The 18,388-nt window shown below is 40.5% G+C and carries 17 protein-coding genes and 1 pseudogene; 9 read left to right on the top strand and 9 right to left on the bottom strand.

The window, feature by feature from the left end; translation table 11 throughout:
- Positions 1-42: 42 nt before the first annotated feature.
- The 3 genes from ACH0QE_RS16025 to ACH0QE_RS16015 form a co-directional block, all read right to left on the bottom strand.
- Entirely contained in the window at positions 43-867 is an 825-nt protein-coding gene (locus ACH0QE_RS16025) for a M55 family metallopeptidase (protein ID WP_415801581.1), read from the bottom strand.
- Positions 868-1,156: 289 nt separating this feature from the next.
- Positions 1,157-1,786 carry an NUDIX hydrolase gene (locus ACH0QE_RS16020; protein ID WP_415801580.1) on the bottom strand — a complete coding sequence of 210 codons (630 nt, stop codon included), beginning with the start codon at positions 1,784-1,786 and terminating at the stop codon, positions 1,157-1,159.
- 586 nt (positions 1,787-2,372) lie between these two features.
- Positions 2,373-2,519, bottom strand: a complete 147-nt coding sequence (locus ACH0QE_RS16015; RefSeq protein ID WP_167830891.1) for a lmo0937 family membrane protein — start codon at positions 2,517-2,519, stop codon at positions 2,373-2,375.
- A gap of 162 nt (positions 2,520-2,681) precedes the next feature.
- Here ACH0QE_RS16015 and ACH0QE_RS16010 point away from each other — a divergent pair, with 162 nt between their 5' ends.
- Positions 2,682-3,485 (top strand): HAD family hydrolase, encoded by an 804-nt coding sequence (locus ACH0QE_RS16010; RefSeq protein WP_415801579.1) that lies wholly within the window; start codon positions 2,682-2,684, stop codon positions 3,483-3,485.
- A gap of 31 nt (positions 3,486-3,516) precedes the next feature.
- Here ACH0QE_RS16010 and ACH0QE_RS16005 read toward each other — a convergent pair whose 3' ends face one another.
- Positions 3,517-4,356: a formate/nitrite transporter family protein gene (locus ACH0QE_RS16005; RefSeq protein ID WP_415801578.1), complete on the bottom strand. Its 840-nt coding sequence runs from the start codon at positions 4,354-4,356 to the stop codon at positions 3,517-3,519.
- A 187-nt stretch (positions 4,357-4,543) separates the two neighbouring features.
- On the opposite strand from ACH0QE_RS16005, the gene ACH0QE_RS16000 reads away from it, so the two are divergent.
- The gene (locus tag ACH0QE_RS16000) at positions 4,544-5,146 is read left to right on the top strand and encodes a helix-turn-helix transcriptional regulator (RefSeq protein ID WP_415801577.1); all 603 of its coding nucleotides are present in this window, start codon (positions 4,544-4,546) and stop codon (positions 5,144-5,146) included.
- Positions 5,147-5,157: 11 nt separating this feature from the next.
- Positions 5,158-6,408 (top strand): MFS transporter, encoded by a 1,251-nt coding sequence (locus ACH0QE_RS15995; RefSeq protein ID WP_415801576.1) that lies wholly within the window; start codon positions 5,158-5,160, stop codon positions 6,406-6,408.
- Between the two features lie 42 nt (positions 6,409-6,450).
- On the opposite strand, the gene aspA is transcribed toward ACH0QE_RS15995, so the two are convergent.
- Positions 6,451-7,875: an aspartate ammonia-lyase gene (gene aspA / locus ACH0QE_RS15990; RefSeq protein ID WP_415801575.1), complete on the bottom strand. Its 1,425-nt coding sequence runs from the start codon at positions 7,873-7,875 to the stop codon at positions 6,451-6,453.
- A gap of 335 nt (positions 7,876-8,210) precedes the next feature.
- Here aspA and ACH0QE_RS15985 point away from each other — a divergent pair, with 335 nt between their 5' ends.
- Positions 8,211-9,461, top strand: a complete 1,251-nt coding sequence (locus ACH0QE_RS15985; RefSeq protein WP_415801574.1) for a MerR family transcriptional regulator — start codon at positions 8,211-8,213, stop codon at positions 9,459-9,461.
- A 133-nt stretch (positions 9,462-9,594) separates the two neighbouring features.
- Positions 9,595-10,479, top strand: a complete 885-nt coding sequence (locus tag ACH0QE_RS15980) for a glycerophosphodiester phosphodiesterase (RefSeq protein ID WP_415801621.1) — start codon at positions 9,595-9,597, stop codon at positions 10,477-10,479.
- Positions 10,480-10,650: 171 nt separating this feature from the next.
- On the opposite strand, the pseudogene ACH0QE_RS15975 reads toward ACH0QE_RS15980, so the two are convergent.
- Positions 10,651-11,272, bottom strand: a pseudogene (locus tag ACH0QE_RS15975) (pyridoxamine 5'-phosphate oxidase family protein).
- Positions 11,273-11,424: 152 nt separating this feature from the next.
- Between ACH0QE_RS15975 and ACH0QE_RS15970 the strand changes: the two are divergent.
- Both ACH0QE_RS15970 and ACH0QE_RS15965 read left to right on the top strand, forming a co-directional pair.
- On the top strand, positions 11,425-12,507 hold the full coding sequence (locus tag ACH0QE_RS15970) for an AbrB family transcriptional regulator (RefSeq protein WP_415801573.1): 1,083 nt from the start codon (positions 11,425-11,427) through the stop codon (positions 12,505-12,507).
- Between the two features lie 53 nt (positions 12,508-12,560).
- A complete protein-coding gene (locus ACH0QE_RS15965) occupies positions 12,561-12,926 on the top strand; it encodes a hypothetical protein (RefSeq protein ID WP_415801572.1) in 366 nt (121 codons plus the stop codon).
- Positions 12,927-13,015: 89 nt separating this feature from the next.
- Here ACH0QE_RS15965 and ACH0QE_RS15960 read toward each other — a convergent pair whose 3' ends face one another.
- The gene (locus ACH0QE_RS15960; RefSeq protein ID WP_415801571.1) at positions 13,016-14,023 is read right to left on the bottom strand and encodes a DUF3231 family protein; all 1,008 of its coding nucleotides are present in this window, start codon (positions 14,021-14,023) and stop codon (positions 13,016-13,018) included.
- A 206-nt stretch (positions 14,024-14,229) separates the two neighbouring features.
- Here ACH0QE_RS15960 and ACH0QE_RS15955 point away from each other — a divergent pair, with 206 nt between their 5' ends.
- Positions 14,230-15,771, top strand: coding sequence for a GGDEF domain-containing protein (locus tag ACH0QE_RS15955; protein WP_415801569.1), 1,542 nt, complete (start codon positions 14,230-14,232; stop codon positions 15,769-15,771).
- Positions 15,764-16,252, top strand: coding sequence for a hypothetical protein (locus ACH0QE_RS15950; protein ID WP_415801568.1), 489 nt, complete (start codon positions 15,764-15,766; stop codon positions 16,250-16,252). The genes ACH0QE_RS15955 and ACH0QE_RS15950 overlap by 8 nt, the downstream gene beginning before the upstream one ends.
- 32 nt (positions 16,253-16,284) lie before the next feature.
- Here the strand turns inward: ACH0QE_RS15950 and ACH0QE_RS15945 are convergent, their stop codons facing one another.
- Positions 16,285-17,154, bottom strand: a complete 870-nt coding sequence (locus tag ACH0QE_RS15945; protein WP_415801567.1) for a hypothetical protein — start codon at positions 17,152-17,154, stop codon at positions 16,285-16,287.
- Between the two features lie 116 nt (positions 17,155-17,270).
- Entirely contained in the window at positions 17,271-18,317 is a 1,047-nt protein-coding gene (locus ACH0QE_RS15940; protein WP_415801566.1) for a hypothetical protein, read from the bottom strand.
- Between the last annotated feature and the right edge of the window lie 71 nt (positions 18,318-18,388).

The following is an 18,388-nucleotide window of genomic DNA, read 5'->3' as shown; positions in this document are numbered from 1 at the left end:
TATCATTTCTTTATGTCAGTTCTGGAGGTTAATGGAAACCTTCTATGAAAAAGTCGTCCTCATAGCGAGTTCTGTCATCACAAGCATAGCTTGATAGGCTTCTAGAATATTCTTAGCCTGATAGCGGACAATTGTGGTCCCTTCTTCAATTTCTGTTCCAGGCATCAAGTTTGCCCACTCTGCTTGTCCATAATTGGCAAATTCAATTCTTAACACAGGATTCTCAGGAGGAGTAAGCGGTTTCACTTTATCCTTGTTTTTAATAGCCAACTCAGTTTTCTCTGCAAGCAGTTCACCCGCTTTAACTGGTGTTAAAGATTTTGCCGCAGACCTTGAAATTGACTGTTTAACTACAGCAGTTGTAATGTTAGGGATCAATGACTCTGCTTCACGGGCAGCCCCATCGTCTCCTGCCACCATGATAACAGGTACCCCATAATGACCTGCTATGTAAGCGTTGAATCCAAGCTCGCCAATTTGAACATCATTGATCCACATATGGCGAACGCCGAAAATCATCGAATGCGACATCACTCCGCTCATCGATGCCCTGGCATGGTATCCGACAAATACTGCTCCACCAAAGCTGTCATCCAACCCCTGAACCATGGAAAATGGCTTTACATCTCCGGTAATCAACTGTGTTTCCGGATGAAGATCCTCTATTAAAAGGTTGTTCATCTTGGAGTGGCTATCATTGACGATGACTTCCTGGCAGCCAGTCTCAAATGCTTTCTCAATTACATAGTTCGCTTCCTGTGTCATGATTTTCCTGCCTCGATCATAATTGTGCTTTGAAGAGTCAACATGGGTATGGTCGACCAGACCAGTAATCCCTTCCATGTCCACTGATATGTACAGTTTCATTTTTACCCAACTTTCTATGAATAATTATCTTAAAATTATAAATAATAAATCTACCAACCGCAACCTTTTTTCCTATTTATTTCTGTTATTACAAGGAAATAGGAGATTTGTCACTGGTAGTGAAATGCCAATAATATTATGCAATGAATAATATTAGCAAAATGGGAATTTGTTAAAATATGAAGAAATGGGATTTAAAAGTCATTTTCTCGTACCCGCCGGAGTTTTTAAACCGTTTTTTCAAGATAATGGTTTTGGGCAGAAGAAAAGAGCGCAAAAATATGCGCTCCTACTCTTTGAGATTATGTTGCTCCATTAATTCAATAAAATGGGTCAGCACTCTTGCTGTAAGTCCCCAAATCACCTTGCCGTTCGTGCGATAGAAATATTCATCCATCGTTCTTGTCTGCCAGTTGTAGTTCTCGCCGCCAATGATCAAATCGAAAGGAAATCCATCTTCGGGTTCTACTTGAAAGTTTATTTTATAACTGTCCGGCTGGTTCTTTTTAAAGAAAGACAGAGGAACAGTGAATACTTCCCCTACTTCCGCTTCGTTAGGAATGATGTTGTTTAAATTACTTATTCTACCCACAAAAGGGTAGATAATAGTGCCGAATGCAGACACCATGTAATCCAAAGGAAAAACATCGATTATCTCGCTTTCCTTTATTCCGAGTTCTTCCGACGTTTCCCTGACCGCTGCTTTTTGGGGATCCTCTCCCTCTTCTATCTTCCCGCCCGGGAAACAAACCTCACCAGGCTGTCTTCTCATCTTTAGGGAACGTACCTCGAATAAAATATGGGCTTCACCATTAACTTCCACTAACGGCAGCAGCACTGCGAATTTGATGAATTTTTCATGGCCCAAAATTGAGGGTGTCCGCCCCAATAAGGTATTTGCTATCTGATTTATATTCATTATTGGACATCCACTCTCCCTTTAAAAGTATGTACTGTCATTGTATTACGAAAAACCAATGAATATAAAGGAAATGGCACTTATTAAATGATACTTATTGGTGACCTTATTCATTCAGATTTGAATAACAGAATACCACCAAGCTGGATTTGGGTCTAAGATCTCCAGGTTTCTGACAACCTGGCACCAAAAGCCTTTTGGGTGACTTTATAGTCCTTATTTTTAAGAAACACGGCATCAATAATGTCCATTGGGACCTGGAATCCCAGAATGTTCAGAAACAGGGCGCCAATAATGTCCATTGGTGACCTGGAATCCCGGAATGTTCAGAAACAGGGCGCCAATAAGTCCGATTGGTGACCTAAAATCCCGCAATTTTTAAAAACAGGGCGCCAACAAGCCCGATTGGTGACCTAAAATCCTGCAAATTTTAAAAACAGGGCGCCAATAAGCCCGATTTATGCCATGGAATTCCAGATACTAGAAAAGCAGGTCACTAATAAGACAATTCACTTAAAAAACAGTCCAGCCGTATGAATGCAAAGTAAAAGACAGCGACGATTTGCCGCTGCCCTTAAATCTCGTATCAACCAGATGCCCGTCCTTTGATCGCCTTATATGCAATCAAGATAATTCCTATTACTAGGAGGATATGGATGATTCCGCCGGCTATTTCAAAAATCAGTCCGAGCAACCAGAGTACCAGCAATATTCCTGCTATTGTCCATAACATTCGAATCATCTCCTTTCCTGTTGTTTTCTTGGTTAAAGTTTACCCTTTTGTTAATTCTATTAAACAAGGTGCCCCCTCACCTTCCAGCTATTCAAATATTTGATTACTTCATGGTGCTTGTGTAACACTTATACTATCCTTTTGAAGTCAGGAGAAATTGCCATGGGACACTACAAGATTTTATTTCTGGACATAGACGGAACGATTTTAAGACCTGATGATACCATCGAGGACTCTACGAAGACAGCCATCATTGAAATGAAGAGACAAGAAATTGAGGTAGTTTTGGCGACAGGGCGTCCTCTCCATGAGATATCGGAGCTTGCAGAGGAACTTCAGATCGCTTCTTTTATCGGATATAACGGAGCACTGGGAATTTATGAAGGCGAAACGATTTTTGCTGAACCAATGCAACCTGAGGATGTAAAATACATATTGGATGTGGCAGCAGCACATGGCCATGAAGTTGTTTGCTATACGCATGAAAAAAATTACTTGACCAGTTTGGAATCCGAATCGGTACAAGCCTTTCTCAAGCAATTCCATTTACGACAGAATGCAATTTTTACTGAAGGAGTGATTGAAAAAATTCTTGGCATGACAGTCATAACTGCTGGAAAAAATGGTGATTCACTATACGAATTCAAGAATGGAATCCACTTTTCTCAGGTGAACGTCGAGGGTATGCAGCATTGCCACGATGTCATTCGTGATCATGTAAATAAAGGAATCGGTGTCGAATTTCTTCTAAAAAAACTTAGGATCAAACGCGAAGAGTCGATTGCCTTTGGAGACGGAATGAATGATCGGGAAATGCTGGAAAGTGCAGGTGAAGGCTTCGCGATGGGCAATGCGCATCCTGACCTGTTTCAATATGCAAAACATAAGACAACCGCTTTCACAGATTCGGGTATTTACAATGGTTTAAAATCTCTTGGGTTATTATCAAATAAACCCGTGACATAAAAATGGAACCTCTGCCCCAGAGGTTCCATTTTTATTTACCCGCTGCCCGTTTTTTTGCGCTTGCCTTTGAGAATTGGCCCTCAGGTTGTTCAGTTTGTTTTTTGAGGCTATCTTTATAACTCATCCAATAAATCAAAGCTACGAAGACACCACCGCCTACTGCATTGCCTAAATAAACGGGTACAAAATTGGTAAAGTATTCACCCCAGCTGTAGTATCCAGCAAAAATCGCTGCCGGGATGACGAACATGTTTGCGACAACGTGCTGGAATCCGATTGCTACAAAGCCCATAATCGGGAACCAGATGGCCAAAACTTTCCCCGTCATGTCAGATGCCCCATATGAGAGCCAAACTGCTAAACCAACAAGCCAATTACAACCAATCCCCGAGAAAAATGCCGCCCAGAAGCCAGCATCAAGTTTTGCGCCTGCTACTGCGACTGTTTTGTCAAGATAAGGACCCGATTCAGTTAATCCGACAATATGTCCAAAAAAATAGGCTACAAAAAGTGCACCTACAAAGTTACTTAGTGTTATCCAAAACCAATTATTCAATAGCTTCTTAACTGTTACTTTCCTCGCAAGACTGGCTATTGAAATGGCAGTCATATTCCCCGTCAGCAGTTCACCACCGGCTAAAAGGATCAAAATCAGGCCGAGAGGAAAAACAGCGGCACCCAGGAAAGTTCCAAAAGTCCCCCACTCATGCGGGAGATTCGCGATTACCCTGATGTCCAAAAGGTAACCAATTGCGATAAAAGCTCCGCCAAGAAAACCTAGTGCCAACATGTTCTTCACGGGCATTGATGCCTTATTTGCGCCTGAGTCTATGGTCAGCTGTGCAATCTCGTAAGGTTTTCGAAATGCCAAGTTGATTCCTCCTGTTCTTTAGATGCAATTTTGGTTTGGCAACTTGTCGTTTCTTTAATGGCTTAATTCCCCTTTGTCCAGTAAAAAAACAGCTTTTAATTTTTTTTTGACAATTTTTCAGCAATGACATATCATATCGATATATCAAATTGATATATATAAATATTATTATTAAGGAGTAATGAACATGTCAATTGAACATTCGATCCTTGCAGTGATTAGCTTCCGTCCTAGTACCGGTTATGATATTAAGGCGGAGTTTGAGCATAAAGCAGCCGGACTTTTCTGGGGTATGAGTTACGGAAGTTTATACCCAAAACTCAAGAAGCTTGTAGACCAGGGTTATATAACCATAATTGAAGCCGAAACAGAAGGCCGGAAGAAAAAGCTTTACGAACTGACAGGGAAAGGCTGGATTGAGCTGGAAAGTTGGCTGGCAAAAAGACCAGAGCCTCCTTCCATTAAGGATGAGTTATTCATTAAAATGGCAGCCTGGCACGATGAAATGGATTTAAGCATCCTGGCTGGCCATTTACAAGCAAGGGCTAAGGAGTCACAGGAAATTTTAAATTTTGTCAAGGAATGGAAGCAAAACAATACTTCTCATATAAGCAGCCTTGGAATGCTTGCAATGCGATACGCAGAATTAAAGCTCGAGGCCGAAATAAAATGGATTGAAGAGTCCCTTGTTTCCATAAAGAGTGATAACCTGCCTGCCGGGCAGGATCCTAAAAATCTAGGGGAGAAACAGCTTTTACGGCGAGAATCCGCATTGAAAGCTGACCAATAGGAGGCTGTTACATGACGGCAGGGATGTTCAAACCGTTAAGAAATAAGGCTTATCGTTCACTTTTTGGCGCGCAGGTTTTTTCAGACTTAGGGAACTGGCTCGATTTTATCGCAATTCAGGTGATTGTGGCATACCACTGGGGACTGGGCGAGACCGCTATTGCATCCGTCATCATTGTCATGGGTATCCCATGGGTCATAATTGGACCGCTTGGTAGTGTATTTGTTGATAAACTTCCGAAAAAGTTATTCATGATTTCATGCCTATGGTTAAGGATCCTTTTTGTCACCGGATTGTTTTTTGCTCCTAACCTGTACGTCTTGCTGCTGTTTGTATTCCTTAAGGCTGCTGTTGCCGCTTTGTATGATCCTGCCAGACAAAGTGTAATCAGACATATAGTTCCTGAGGAAGAGCTACCTGAGGCTGTTACTTTAAGCCAGCTTTCCGTCAATACAATGAAAATTATTGGTCCTGCTCTAGGTGGTGGAATGATAGCGCTATATGGCGTTAAAAGCCCATTTATCTTTGAAGGTGCCGGATTTTTGATTGCTATACTGCTTTTATTTACATTGCCTAATATTGAAACAGATGATAATCTTCGTGTGTTTCAAAAGGCATCCTATTTTAAAGAACTTTCAGAAGGAATTACTCATATATACTCTGCGAGCATTTTAAAAGCAGCAATCATCCTCTCCTCCATTGCCTTCTTCATTATTTTTCTATACGACGGATTATTTATTTTTATGGCACAGGAACTTGGTTTTGCCCAGGCAGAGTTCGGCTTGCTCGTAAGCTCTGTCGGTTTTGGGAGTGTTGTTGGCGCCCTTCTCCTGGGCAGGTGGACAGACTGGAAACATAAGCCTATTCACCTAATGGCTTCTGCCTCCGTTGTAAGCGGCTTATTGATTCTTGTAATCGGAACAGGTGTCATGGGATTATTTTACTTACCGAAGATTCTTTGGATGTCAGGTGCGTTCCTGCTTGGTATTCTAGGCTCTGCTGGAGGGGTCCCATATGGTTATGTCCTTCAGTCAGAAACACCCAAGCAAATGATGGGAAGAGTTTCAGCAGCGGCAATGTCACTGCAGACATTCTCCATGCTAGTCGCCCCTGCAGCCGGTGCAATGCTCGCAAAATGGATTGGTGTTTCTGGAGTCTTGATTGGTGCAGGAATCGCTACATTTTTCTTGGGGTCAATCGCTTTGGTTATAAGGTTAAAGCAAACAAATAAGGAAGCACAACTTAATACTTTTGGGAGTTAAAATCGTCAAAAGCCGTTGTCCTGGGACAACGGCTTTTTGCAATTAATCTTTATTCAATAGCTCTTCCCCTGCAATCCCAGGGTTTGTCATTTCATATGGATTCAGGATTAAATCAAGCTCTTCTTCTGTCAGGACATCATACGCAAGACACAATTCCCTAACTGACTTCCCTGTCAGGATTGCTTCTCTTGCTATTCTTGAAACAGCTTCATAACCCAGGTGCGGATTGACAGCAGTAATGATGCCTACGCTCCTCTCTACATCTTTCTCGAGTTTCTCTTTGTTCGCTTCAATCCCGACAAGACAATGGTCAGTAAACACCTTAAAACCATTGTTCATGATACTGATCGATTGGATCAAGTTGAAAATAAGCACTGGTTCCATGACATTCAACTCGAGCTGGCCTGCTTCGGAAGCAAGACAGATCGTATGGTCGTTTCCAATAACCTGGAAAGCAACCTGGTTGATGACCTCAGGCATAACCGGATTCACCTTGCCTGGCATAATGGATGAGCCTGGTTGTCTTGAAGGAAGGAAAATCTCGTTGAAGCCCACTCGAGGACCTGAAGCCATCAGTCGTAAGTCGTTGGCTATTTTCGACATATTCATCATGCAAACCTTCAAGGCAGCAGAAACGCTTGTATAAGCATCGGTATTTTGTGTCGCATCTACTAAATGGTCGGCATTCCTTAATGGATATCCGCTAATTTCAGAAAGGTGGCGGACAACATTTTTGATGTATTTAGGATTTGCATTTAGCCCGGTCCCCACGGCAGTTGCACCCATATTCACTTCGAAGAGATGGCCGCGAGTATGCTTAATTCTTTCGATATCGCGTTCAATTACCCTTGTATATGCTTCAAATTCCTGGCCGAGACGGATTGGCACAGCATCCTGTAAGTGGGTCCTGCCCATTTTAATAACAGCATCAAATTCCCTGGCTTTCTGGGAAAAAACATCGCGCATGATTTGCATAGTATCCAATAGCTTGTCCAAAAGAGAAAGCACAGAAATGTGCATCGCAGTAGGAAATGCATCATTCGTCGATTGTGCCATGTTTACATGAGAGTTTGGGCTTAATGTGAAATAATCCCCTTTTTTCTCACCAAGTAATTCCAACGCGCGGTTGGCAATTACTTCATTTGTGTTCATGTTGATGGAGGTCCCAGCTCCTCCCTGAATTGGATCAACGATGAACTGTTCATGCCACTGCCCCTGGATAATTTCATCAGCCGCTCTTACAATGACCTCTCCAAGGCCGCCGTACAGCCTTCCTGTTTCCATATTGGCAAGTGCCGCAGCTTTTTTCACCATTGCCATTGCCTTTATAAGTTCACTATGTATTCTATACCCAGTTATCGGGAAGTTTTCAACAGCCCTTAAAGTTTGAATGCCATAATACGCATCCGCTAAAACTTCCTTCGTACCAAGAAAATCCTTTTCAATACGGACTTTAACCTCAGACATTTGTTCTACCCCTCCAAAAAGCGTGAAATATTCGTAATCAATCTAAAATTATGTATTGAGGGCAATCATTTTCCGACAATCTTCTTGTAACTTTTTAATCCCCCTTAGCCTAAATATTGGCCTACATGACTATTGTAAATCAAAAAAAGGATTTCATCACGACAAATCATCATTTTCCTTAACCTAGATAGCGAAAACTGTATGATTTCTGATTGTTATGCTGAAACCCCACTACTTTTGAGAGCTTTTGTCACCATGCAGGAAAACAGGAATGTTCTTGCTGAATTGTAATAGGACATCGAATTTATCATAAACCAAAACAGAAAGGAATGTGCATGATGACTGACACTCAATTCATGAAGGCATACACAATCAAAGAGGTGTCCAAGAAAATAAATGTTCCGTCCGGCACCATTAGACAATGGGAAAAAGATCTTGCAGGGTTGTTGATCGTTCCAAGAACGAAACAAGGTGCAAGATTTTATACGGATATTGAATTAGACCAATTGATGAAGATCAAACAAATGCGTGATAAAAATCTTAGCAAAGAAATGATTCGGGAGCTCTTACAGAGACATATGAGCTCTGATGCGGTTTCCGAACAAACTCCACAGGAAAACAGCCTTACGGTAAAGCCGAATATGCCAGCCGCTTCTCCGGCAGGCAGTTCAAATGATTATGATACTTTTATGTTGGCAATGGAACAATATAAAGAGTCCTTGCTTGCAGAAGTAAAAGCAGAGATCAGGAACGGCATTCGAAAGGAAGTTCTGGAGGAAGTAAAAAAAGAAATCTCCAAAGGTACTTTTACAACAGTAAAAACCCTTTCCGATTCTATCTATAAAACAGGTGAAAAAACCAATGAACATATTATGGTGCTATCTGAAACAGTTGCCAAAACCTCGGAAGATAGTTCCGAACGTCTCGGAACCATATCTTCAGAGCTTTCGAATGTTTCGAAAGGCACTTCCGAAATCAGTACGAATCTTGCAAAAGTTTCTAAAGGTACGACAGAAATGTTCAGCAAGCTTTCGGATTCTGTAACTAAAGCTTCTCAGGGTACGACTGATAAAATAACGAAGCTGACCGATAGTGTTGCGAAGGTTTCAAAAGGTACTTCCGAAAAAATAAATGCACTATCGGGAAGTCTTTCGAATGTCTCGAAGGGCACTTCCGAACGAATTGCCTCTTTGACATCTAATTTGACTAAGACCTCAAAAGGCACGAATGAAAAAATTATCAAACTAGAAAGCACGGTCAATAAGCTGTCATCCGGTACAAATAAGGAATTATCACTTTTGGCAAAACGCCTGAATGAGACAACCGAGACAGTTTCCGAAGAGTTTAAAATACTTGCGGACTATGTTTCAAATAGTCGTGAGACAACAAATCAGGAGCTATCGAATCTAAACCAGGTCATTAATCAGGAACGAGATTATTTTGTCCGCACCCTACAAAGTGAACGTGAAGAGTTACGCCGGGAGATCCGGCAACGGGATGAAATGTTTAAAAATATGGTCGATAGCTTCAGGGAGACGGCCGCTTCAAAACAAACAAAACGCAACTGGTGGAAGGTTTGGAAGTAGTTCTCATAATAACTGACATATAACTTGTAAAGATGCAAATAATATTCACACTTAATCGGTACGCGTTTTTATAAATCTCCATTATGCAACGTAAGAAATACTCTTGGGAGGGAAATTGGAGTTGGTGAGATATATTCGCTTGATGGCAATAGCAGCAATGGTCATTTATTTATCAGGAGCTTCATCAAATTTTGCTATAGCGGAAATCTCCTCGGATTACGGGCAAATAAAGGGAATCAATATCTCACATCGTGGTGCCTCGGGCCATGCACCTGAACATACATTGCATGCTTATGAACTAGGGAATGTCATGGATGGCGATTACATTGAAATCGACCTTCAAATGACCAAGGATGGAGAATTGATTGCACTGCATGACGAAACAATTGACCGGACAACCGATAAAAACGGGCTGGTCAAAAATCTTACTCTGAAGGAAATAAAGAAACTTGATGCAGGATCATGGTTTAATGAAGCTTTCCCAGAAAAAAAGAGTACCGAGTATGTGGGACTTCAAATCCCTACCTTGCGTGAGGTGATTGAGAGGTTCGGTTCAGATTCGAAGTTTTTCATTGAAACAAAATCGCCTGAAGTCTATCCTGGGATGGAAGAAAAGCTAATAAATATACTGAGTGAATACAATCTAATCGGTGTCCACCAGACATTTGGCAATGTTATTGTTCAATCATTCAGTGGAGAAAGTTTAAGGCAAATCCACCAGATAGATGAGTCGATTCCCCTGGTCCAACTGTTGTCCTACTACGCTCCAGCGATCATTACCGATAGTGAAATAAGCAAAATCAAAGAGTATGCGGTTGGGGTTGGCTTGCATTATACGGCAGTTAGTCCAGGCTATATTAAAAAGGTTACGGATTCTGGTTTAATGGTTTTCCCTTATACGGTAAATGAAAAGGAAGATATGAACATGCTTCTGGAATGGGGAGTCACAGGAATGTTTACCAATTACCCAGACCGTTTGAACGAAGTTATACAGAGCAGAATATCAAAAAATCCGTAAACCTTTTCAAGACAAAAGCTGCCTTTTGGCAGCTTTGTTCACTTAATAATGAGACTTGTTATACATGCACCTTTAGGAAGTGAATTTCTCGCATAAGGGCCTCTTTAATGACTAAATGAACCCTTAAATGTTGCGAACTTCACTCATAAGGGCTTAATAATTGGCATCTTCTCAATAAAGTCTATTTTTATATCCTTCTTCCAACCTCTTCTGTATATCAGCATCTGAGGTACCTGGAATCTTGGCGTGTGCTGCCAAAATTTCTGCACCTGATGGCAAATCAGATGAATCAGCCCAGCGTTCAGGATCCCATAAGCCGGAGCGCTTCAACGCTTTTCCGCATTGTATATAGCATTCCTCTACTTCTAACTACGATTCCAAGCAGAGGATTCTTCCCGCCGGCCTTCATTCTTTCTAGTAGCTCTGGCTCCCGTGTCAAACTGGCCTTCCCATTCACTCTCAAGGTTTCAGACATCCCAGGTATAAGAAATAACAGGCCTACCCTTGGATTGGATATAATATTTTTCAATGAGTCCATTCTCTTGTTACCGGGACGGTCTGGAATCACAATTCGGTTTTTGTCCAGAACAAGCACAAATCCAGGTGCATCTCCCCTCGGGGAAGCGTCTGTGTAGCCGTTTTCGTCAGAGGTAAATAAAACAAGAAACGGTGAATGGTGTATGTAGTTACGGCAATGGTCGTCTACGAAAGATATGACCTTACGTTTGGCCAGCTCACTAGGCTCGCCGAACAATGTCCTTAATTCTTCAAAGCTATTAATTACATGATTCATTAAATCATCTCCCAATGTTAGGTTTCATTCATACATACATAAAAACGAATAAACCAGTGTTAGGCTGATATCACTTACACCTGGTAAAAATAATATGCTAGGATGGTATTGCCACTATTTGGATGGTAAAAAATATTATAGAAGGTGCAGCATTGAGAATAACCGTAAGTAAAAATTCATTTATATTAGCATTCTTGATAGCCTTGTCTGGTGGTTTGGTGTTTTCATTCTTATCAATTCCGGTTCCTTGGCTACTCGGACCGATGTCGGCAATTCTGATTGCTGATCGCTTCAAAGGATTATCATTATATTGGCCGAGGGCCTTAAGAGACACAGCTTTAATACTCATCGGTTATTCAATCGGACTTTCCTTTACAAGCTCCTCTGTTGAAAATATCATAGAAAACCTCCCGGCAATGCTGATCATGACGGTGATTCTGGTTGCATCCGCTGCCTTGATGTCTAAAGTTATTTCAAAGCTGTCCGGTGTTGATTATCCCACAGTATTGACTGGCAGCATTCCAGGCGGGTTGTCACAAATGATCATTTTTGCAGAAGAAATGAAGGGGATTGATGTCACAACGGTTACCTTCCTTCAAGTATCCAGATTATTGATGATTGTTTTTGTCGTTCCTTTTATCATATTCGGGCCAATTTTCGATATCAGTCATATGGAGAATGAATTGGCAAGCTCAGATCCATTGATTTTTGACCCATTTATGGCCTTTATATTTTCTATAGTATGTATCCTCGGAGTGATTATTGGCAAGAAACTGAGATTGCCTACTCCATTTTTACTTGGTCCATTATTAGGTACAGCAATAATGACTTATTCTAACTATACAGGCCCAACTCTGCCATCATCAGTCATGGATGCTTCACAACTGATGATAGGCGGCTATATTGGTATGTTATTAAAACCTGAGAAATTAAAGAAGAAAGCATCCACCATCATTCTCGCTTTGTTGAGTGGTTTCTTGCTTGTAATCGGATCTTTGGTGTTAAGTATCTTTTTATCAGACACTTTAAACATCAATATAGTTACAAGTTTTCTAAGTCTGGCACCAGGCGGAATGGATCAAATGGGGATAATCGCACATGAGGTAAATGCTGATTTATCAATTATTTCAGGCTTTCAGCTATTTAGGTTATTTTTCATTTATTTTGTAGTTCCTCCGATTTTAAGGTGGTATTTCATAAGAAGAAAAATAAACCGTAAAGAGGATTCTCATTAATATTCAGGGGTATATTAACTACATCTAAAAAATTCTTAGATGGAGGAATGATATTGAACCTTTCGTTTAATAATCTGTTTAATAAAGCAAAAACGACTTTAAATCATGCATATAGTCACGCTAAGGAGACCCTTTATTCCATTACAGGGACCTCTTCAGCTTCTGTTCAGCAAATAGCTGATTTCGTGAAGAATCATCCTGATGCAACAGTTGTAAAGAAAGAATACCTGGGTGTGACTTTATCGTTTTATGCACTCGTACAGGGTGACATGAGCTATTATCTAGAGACAAAAAATGCAAAAGTTTTACAGCTTGATGTCCATTCCCATAATCACACTGTTTTAGCTTACCGATCATACCGAGATCATTTATCAGTTAACACTCCCGTAAAATTTCCAAATTTACAGAATACCAAATAAGCAGGAAGAACTGCTCTTCTCTATTCATGATACATCAAATAATAATTAAGGGTGGCCCAAAGGATATGGGACACCCAATTTTCAGTCCTTTATGTCATCCCGGACAGCTGGTCTCGGTCGTCAGCCATCGGAGGTTCCTCCAACCATGAGTTTTTGATCATGATATTGGCACCATCTTCTGCATAAAGGGCTATTTCAGGAATCAGCGAAGCATATTTCAGTCCAATATCCTTGCGCGGACTTGCTGCCATAGCGGCACCATAATTCCCGATACCTGCGGCGATCATTGCTGAGACATGGAATAAGATAAGTTTATCTGAAAATACCTGTGTTGTACTGTCTGTTACAGCTGAATCCCAAAACATGGGGGCCGGGATGTCATTATTCTTAAGGATATCACTAAACAAATCGACATGTTTTTGAGCGATTTTCTTTCCTCTCTGCAAATATCCTTTGACCTCTTTGTCCTGAGCCACTTGGATGAATCCCATGATCAGTGCCTTTCCTATTTGGTTGGTTTGTATATTCATGAACAAATGCGTTATTTCTACTGAGGTAAGTGCCCGTCTCCTGCTTTTGATTCCCGAAAGGAATTTTTGTTTCTCAACAAAGTCAACCTTATCTGGGACTGAAATAAATGGTGGCCTTATGTATGTCCCTTGCTCCAACATTGCCTCCCGTGTCAAATCCTGCAGTCCGATCGCAGATTTCAAGACACTTTTATGAAAGTTAATCACATCAGGCCGCGTTCCAAGACCGATTGCCGCAGTATTCGCTGCCATTCCGAGAATGGACATATGCCTTAAGTACATCATTGCGAATGTATCGGAAAAAAGCCGTGGAGCATGGATATTCACATCTTTCTTTGTGAAACCAATTGGGTAGGGAAAATCTTCACGATCGAAAATCTCCTTTAAAAGAGTAATGTTTTTTTGTGATGCGCCGAGAGCAAACTCCACGATTTCTTTTATCTTTTTGTCGTCTATGTTGTTGATAAAATAACTCAAAACACAAACAGAGACTGTATCATTTATATATTGCGTCCACAAACTAGACATTTCTGCCGCAGTCAGGCGGATTTTTGTCTTGTCCTCCATTTTCACACCCCAATGCACTGATGATATCTTTATCTTTCCTTAACTTGCCGTTATTTATTTAAAAATTTGGCAGTGCTCATGATGAATTTAACTATCAGCGTTGAATGTTGCTGACAGTAAAGTGAGTGAAATCATTTAACATGATAAAAACATCCTATCTATTTATCAAATAAATAGTAAAATAGAAGTATGAGTCAAATTTAGGAGTGAGCAAGCTGAGTGCAATTTTTTTATTAGTCATTGCAGCTGTTGGCATATCACTGACAGCAAATTTATTAAGATTTCATGTAAGCGCTTTTTTGAACCAACTGGTCTTCTCTGCTGCATCATTGATCCTTGTTGAGACTGCAGTTTATTTTTATGGAAGTAATCAATTAAGCTGGACTATTCTTTTATTTACCGCGACTGCGGGTTATTCTTTTAAATTAGTTGGGGGTATAGTGGCAGCCCTTATTAGTGTTCTAATCGTTTATTTACATACAGAAGGCTTCCCTTTGGCAGCTCTTCCCGTTTATTTGGTAATCGGGGCGAGTGCCGGCTACATTTCGCAATATTTACTTAAGAAAAAGAAAGACCACCACGTCTGGATGTATATGCTCATGGAGCAATCTAAGCATTTACAGGTCTTTCGTGAAGTGAGCACAACGATGCAGGGCACTCTTCAGCAGGATCTGCTTTTGAAAGTGATCTTGACATCGGTTACAGCGGGCCATGGCCTTGGATTTAACAGAGCGATGATTTTTCTTGCCTCCAATGAAACTAAGTCCCTTAAGGGGATCGTTGGTGTTGGCCCTATGGATGTAAAAAAAGGCTATGAAGTTTGGGAAAAGATTTCAGAAGACAGACTAAAACTCAGTGATTTAATTGAACATAACTTTGACAGCAATTTTACCGACCCGGAGTTGAATGCTATTTTACGTTCATTGGATATACCAATTGATGAACATAACGTCTTTGGGCTAGCATTATCAAGTCAAAAACCAGTTATTGTTCAGAGCATCGCAAAAGAGGATCCGTCACAGGTACTAATTAAAGACTTGTTCCAGACTGAGGAATTTGCGGTGATCCCCTTGATTAACCAGGGTAAGAATATCGGAATCCTGCTGATTGATAATATTGTAAATAAGAGATCGATTACCTTGATGGATACTGAAAATATCCTTCCTCTGGCGAACCAGGCTGCGATCGCTCTTGACCATGCTAATCTATATGAGCAAATTGAGGAAATGGCTTTACGCGATGGATTGACAGGTCTTCTCAACCAACGGGCATTCCAGACAATTCTAAATGAAAACTTCCCGGTTAAAGAAAATCGGAATAGTCCTCTTTCGTTAATCATCTTTGATATCGATTTCTTTAAGGTGTTCAATGACAAAAACGGCCACCTGCTGGGGAATGAAGTGTTGATGAAACTGGCAAAAGTCATTGTTAATTCATTAAGACCTGATGATTTTTCCTTCCGATTTGGCGGAGAAGAATTTGTTGTCCTATTGCCTGGCACCCATCTTGAACAAGCTGAATTAATAGCGGAAACAATTCGATCGAACGTAGAGAAAGCAAGCTTTCCTGGTGAAAAGACACAGCCTAGCGGCACATTAACCGTGAGTATCGGAATAGCCTGTACAGACCATTCTGGAATAACCACTAAAAATGAATTGATAGAAGCTGCTGACCAGGCACTATACAAAGCTAAAAGCGCAGGTAAAAATACGGTAGTTTCTTTTAAGGAGTTTATGAATATTGATTGAACTGGCATTTATTCTTGCTACCCTTTTCTTTTTCATGGCTTCCGCTTTAACAAGCAGGCCCTTATATAATCTTTCACAAAAGCATTATTCCAACCGCGTTACTGTACATTATGGGTTCAAGGTATCAGAATTGCATTATTCCTATGACCAAATGATCTACTTTATCTCACTGCCGACTACTTTGCCATATATTAAGAATGCGTTAAAGGAGGACCTGGTTATTGAGCAAGATTATTCATCTTATTTTTTTCCCGTTCTTAAAGGTATCAAAATATCTTTAAAACAGAATGGCGAAAATATGTACCTTGCCTATTTGCCTATCGGAAATTTCCGTCTGCCACATCTTGATAAATTGCAGCAGGAAGGCACTATTGATGAGCAGACATATTTAAAAATAAGCACCAGTAAGCTGCTTGATCCCGGCACATTGCATGAAGTACGCGAAGAGGTATATAAACAGCTTCAAGTGGGTCGCTATTAATTATAAAAGAGCCAGATTGGATGCTGGCTCTTTTACTTTTCAACTTCAGCAGTTGTTCCCTTTCGCTTTCGCAGGTCTATATATATCCACTTTTTTAATAAAGCAGCCCAAAAAATCATGAATAAATGAATTAAATTATTAATAATAAAATGGCGGAAATTTCTTTTGGCAATCCCACTTTTCATGACCAGAACATCCATAATCTTAGTGAAACTGAAAGCCTGTAAAATTCCTTTCCATCCACTGTCATTTTTAATAATTAATGCTGTTGCCATTGATAGAATAAATGAATAGATTGGTGCTACCTTAAAGTGTTCCTTCCAGCTATGCCATCTTTCAAAACCAAATCTGAACTTTCTTAGTATCGACATGGAGTACATTAGGTTCAGTCCATTGACCAGGATGCCAAGGAATAATGAGCTAAAATGGAACATAGGTGTTCCAATTCGTAGTTGTTGATACCAAAAATCATTTATATTAAAAAAAAGCGGAATGAGGATAACCGTATATCTCGTCTTCCACCAATTATTTCTATGGATACCCGTAAACAAGAAAAGTTTCTCGATTAGCCCGAAAAAAATAGCGAATAAGACTTTTCCTGTCCAACCAATTTTGAAAGCTGTTATAAAAATGGCGGTGAATGGAACAAAAACTGCCTGGGACATAATTGCACCAAAAAAATTGTCCAAATCCTTATTTTTGAACAATTTAGGCTTGTAGCGATAAGCTTTAAAAAGACTCAAAATGAAGTATTCAAAAATAAAACAAAGACCCATTCCCGATAAAAGAGTGATGAGCATCCTCTTTCGGTTTTTATTCTTGTAGAAGGCATACATCATTAAAGAAGTGTGGATGAAAAGGAGGAAGAAAAACGGCATATAATGTTTTTTGTTCCTGTTCATAGTGCTCCTTCCACCTTCCCTGATTAAATATCTCTATTAAGATTGACGGATTCAGATGTTTATATCCAAAAGGATTGGAACAGGAAAAGCCCAATCAAATGATTGGGCCTGCATCATCAATTTAAACTCCCAATAAAATTTAGCTCATTGGCTTCGGATATACTAGAAGGGTTTTCAAGTATTCTTTTCACATCATTTAGCGTTTCCTCGAGTTTCACGTCCTCTCCCTTCTTGCCAGTGTATGCTTCCGCTACAAAGAAAGGCTGCGTCAAATATGCCTCCAATTTCTCGCCTTGCTTATAAATTTGCGACTCGGCAGCTGGAAGGCGTTCGATGCCATGTACATTGACGATCGCCCGCAATTCTCTGTACCTGCGTAAAAGCTTTTGCGCTCTTTGTTGAATGCTATGGTGTACAGGGTCTAAATATGACCCCTCTAGGATGGAGGATGTTGAGTAGATTGGGTTGATGGCAGGGTATTTATGACGTGCTGCAAGGTCGGCATCGAATTGCCATAAAGTATCAAGAGGGCCATACGGAAGGTCTTCATCGACAGCCTCTCCTTTCAAATCCATCAGGAATGTCGTTACCTGGCTGATTCCATTGTCATCGAAAGTTTCCTGTAATGTGAACATTTCACCTGATATTACATAGGATCTGTCGGCTGTAAGTACGTAATCTTTCTCTGTACCTTCTTTTAACATTACCTTATATGTCTCTTCGATATTGTTTGTTACGTAATCGACATCATCCAGAATATCGTCAAGCTCTGGGTGATTACCCTTCGGTTTTATGAGAATGGTGACATACCCTTCACTTTTCAGTCGGTAGAGCATCTCCGCCAGTACAACTAATTGCCCCATTCCCGGCCGCGCAACCAGCCCAACAGTACCGCCCTTTGCAATTGGCGCAAATAAGTCCAAAGTTTTAATGCCAGTTTTAATCATTTCCACACTCTCCCCTCTTAAAATCAGTTCATCCAAACTGCAGCCAGCCAGCTCTGCCAGAGCGACTATCGTCCGTACCTCTGCCCTGCCGACCGGTATTTTGCCGGTGGACAAATTTGAAACGGTGGCAGGTCTCAGTCCTACAGATTTAGCTGCAGATGTAAGGTTTGGAACCTTTTTTCTCAACAACGCAACATTAAGTCTAATATTTTCCATTAATAGCACCTCCTTACTTTAGATAGTAAACTAAATTACTCTTTACAGCAATAAATTTTACTCTTAAAAGT

This window comes from Mesobacillus sp. (assembly GCF_047739415.1).
Lineage (GTDB): Bacteria > Bacillota > Bacilli > Bacillales > Cytobacillaceae > Mesobacillus.
This window is presented reverse-complemented; position numbering and strand designations above follow the sequence as displayed.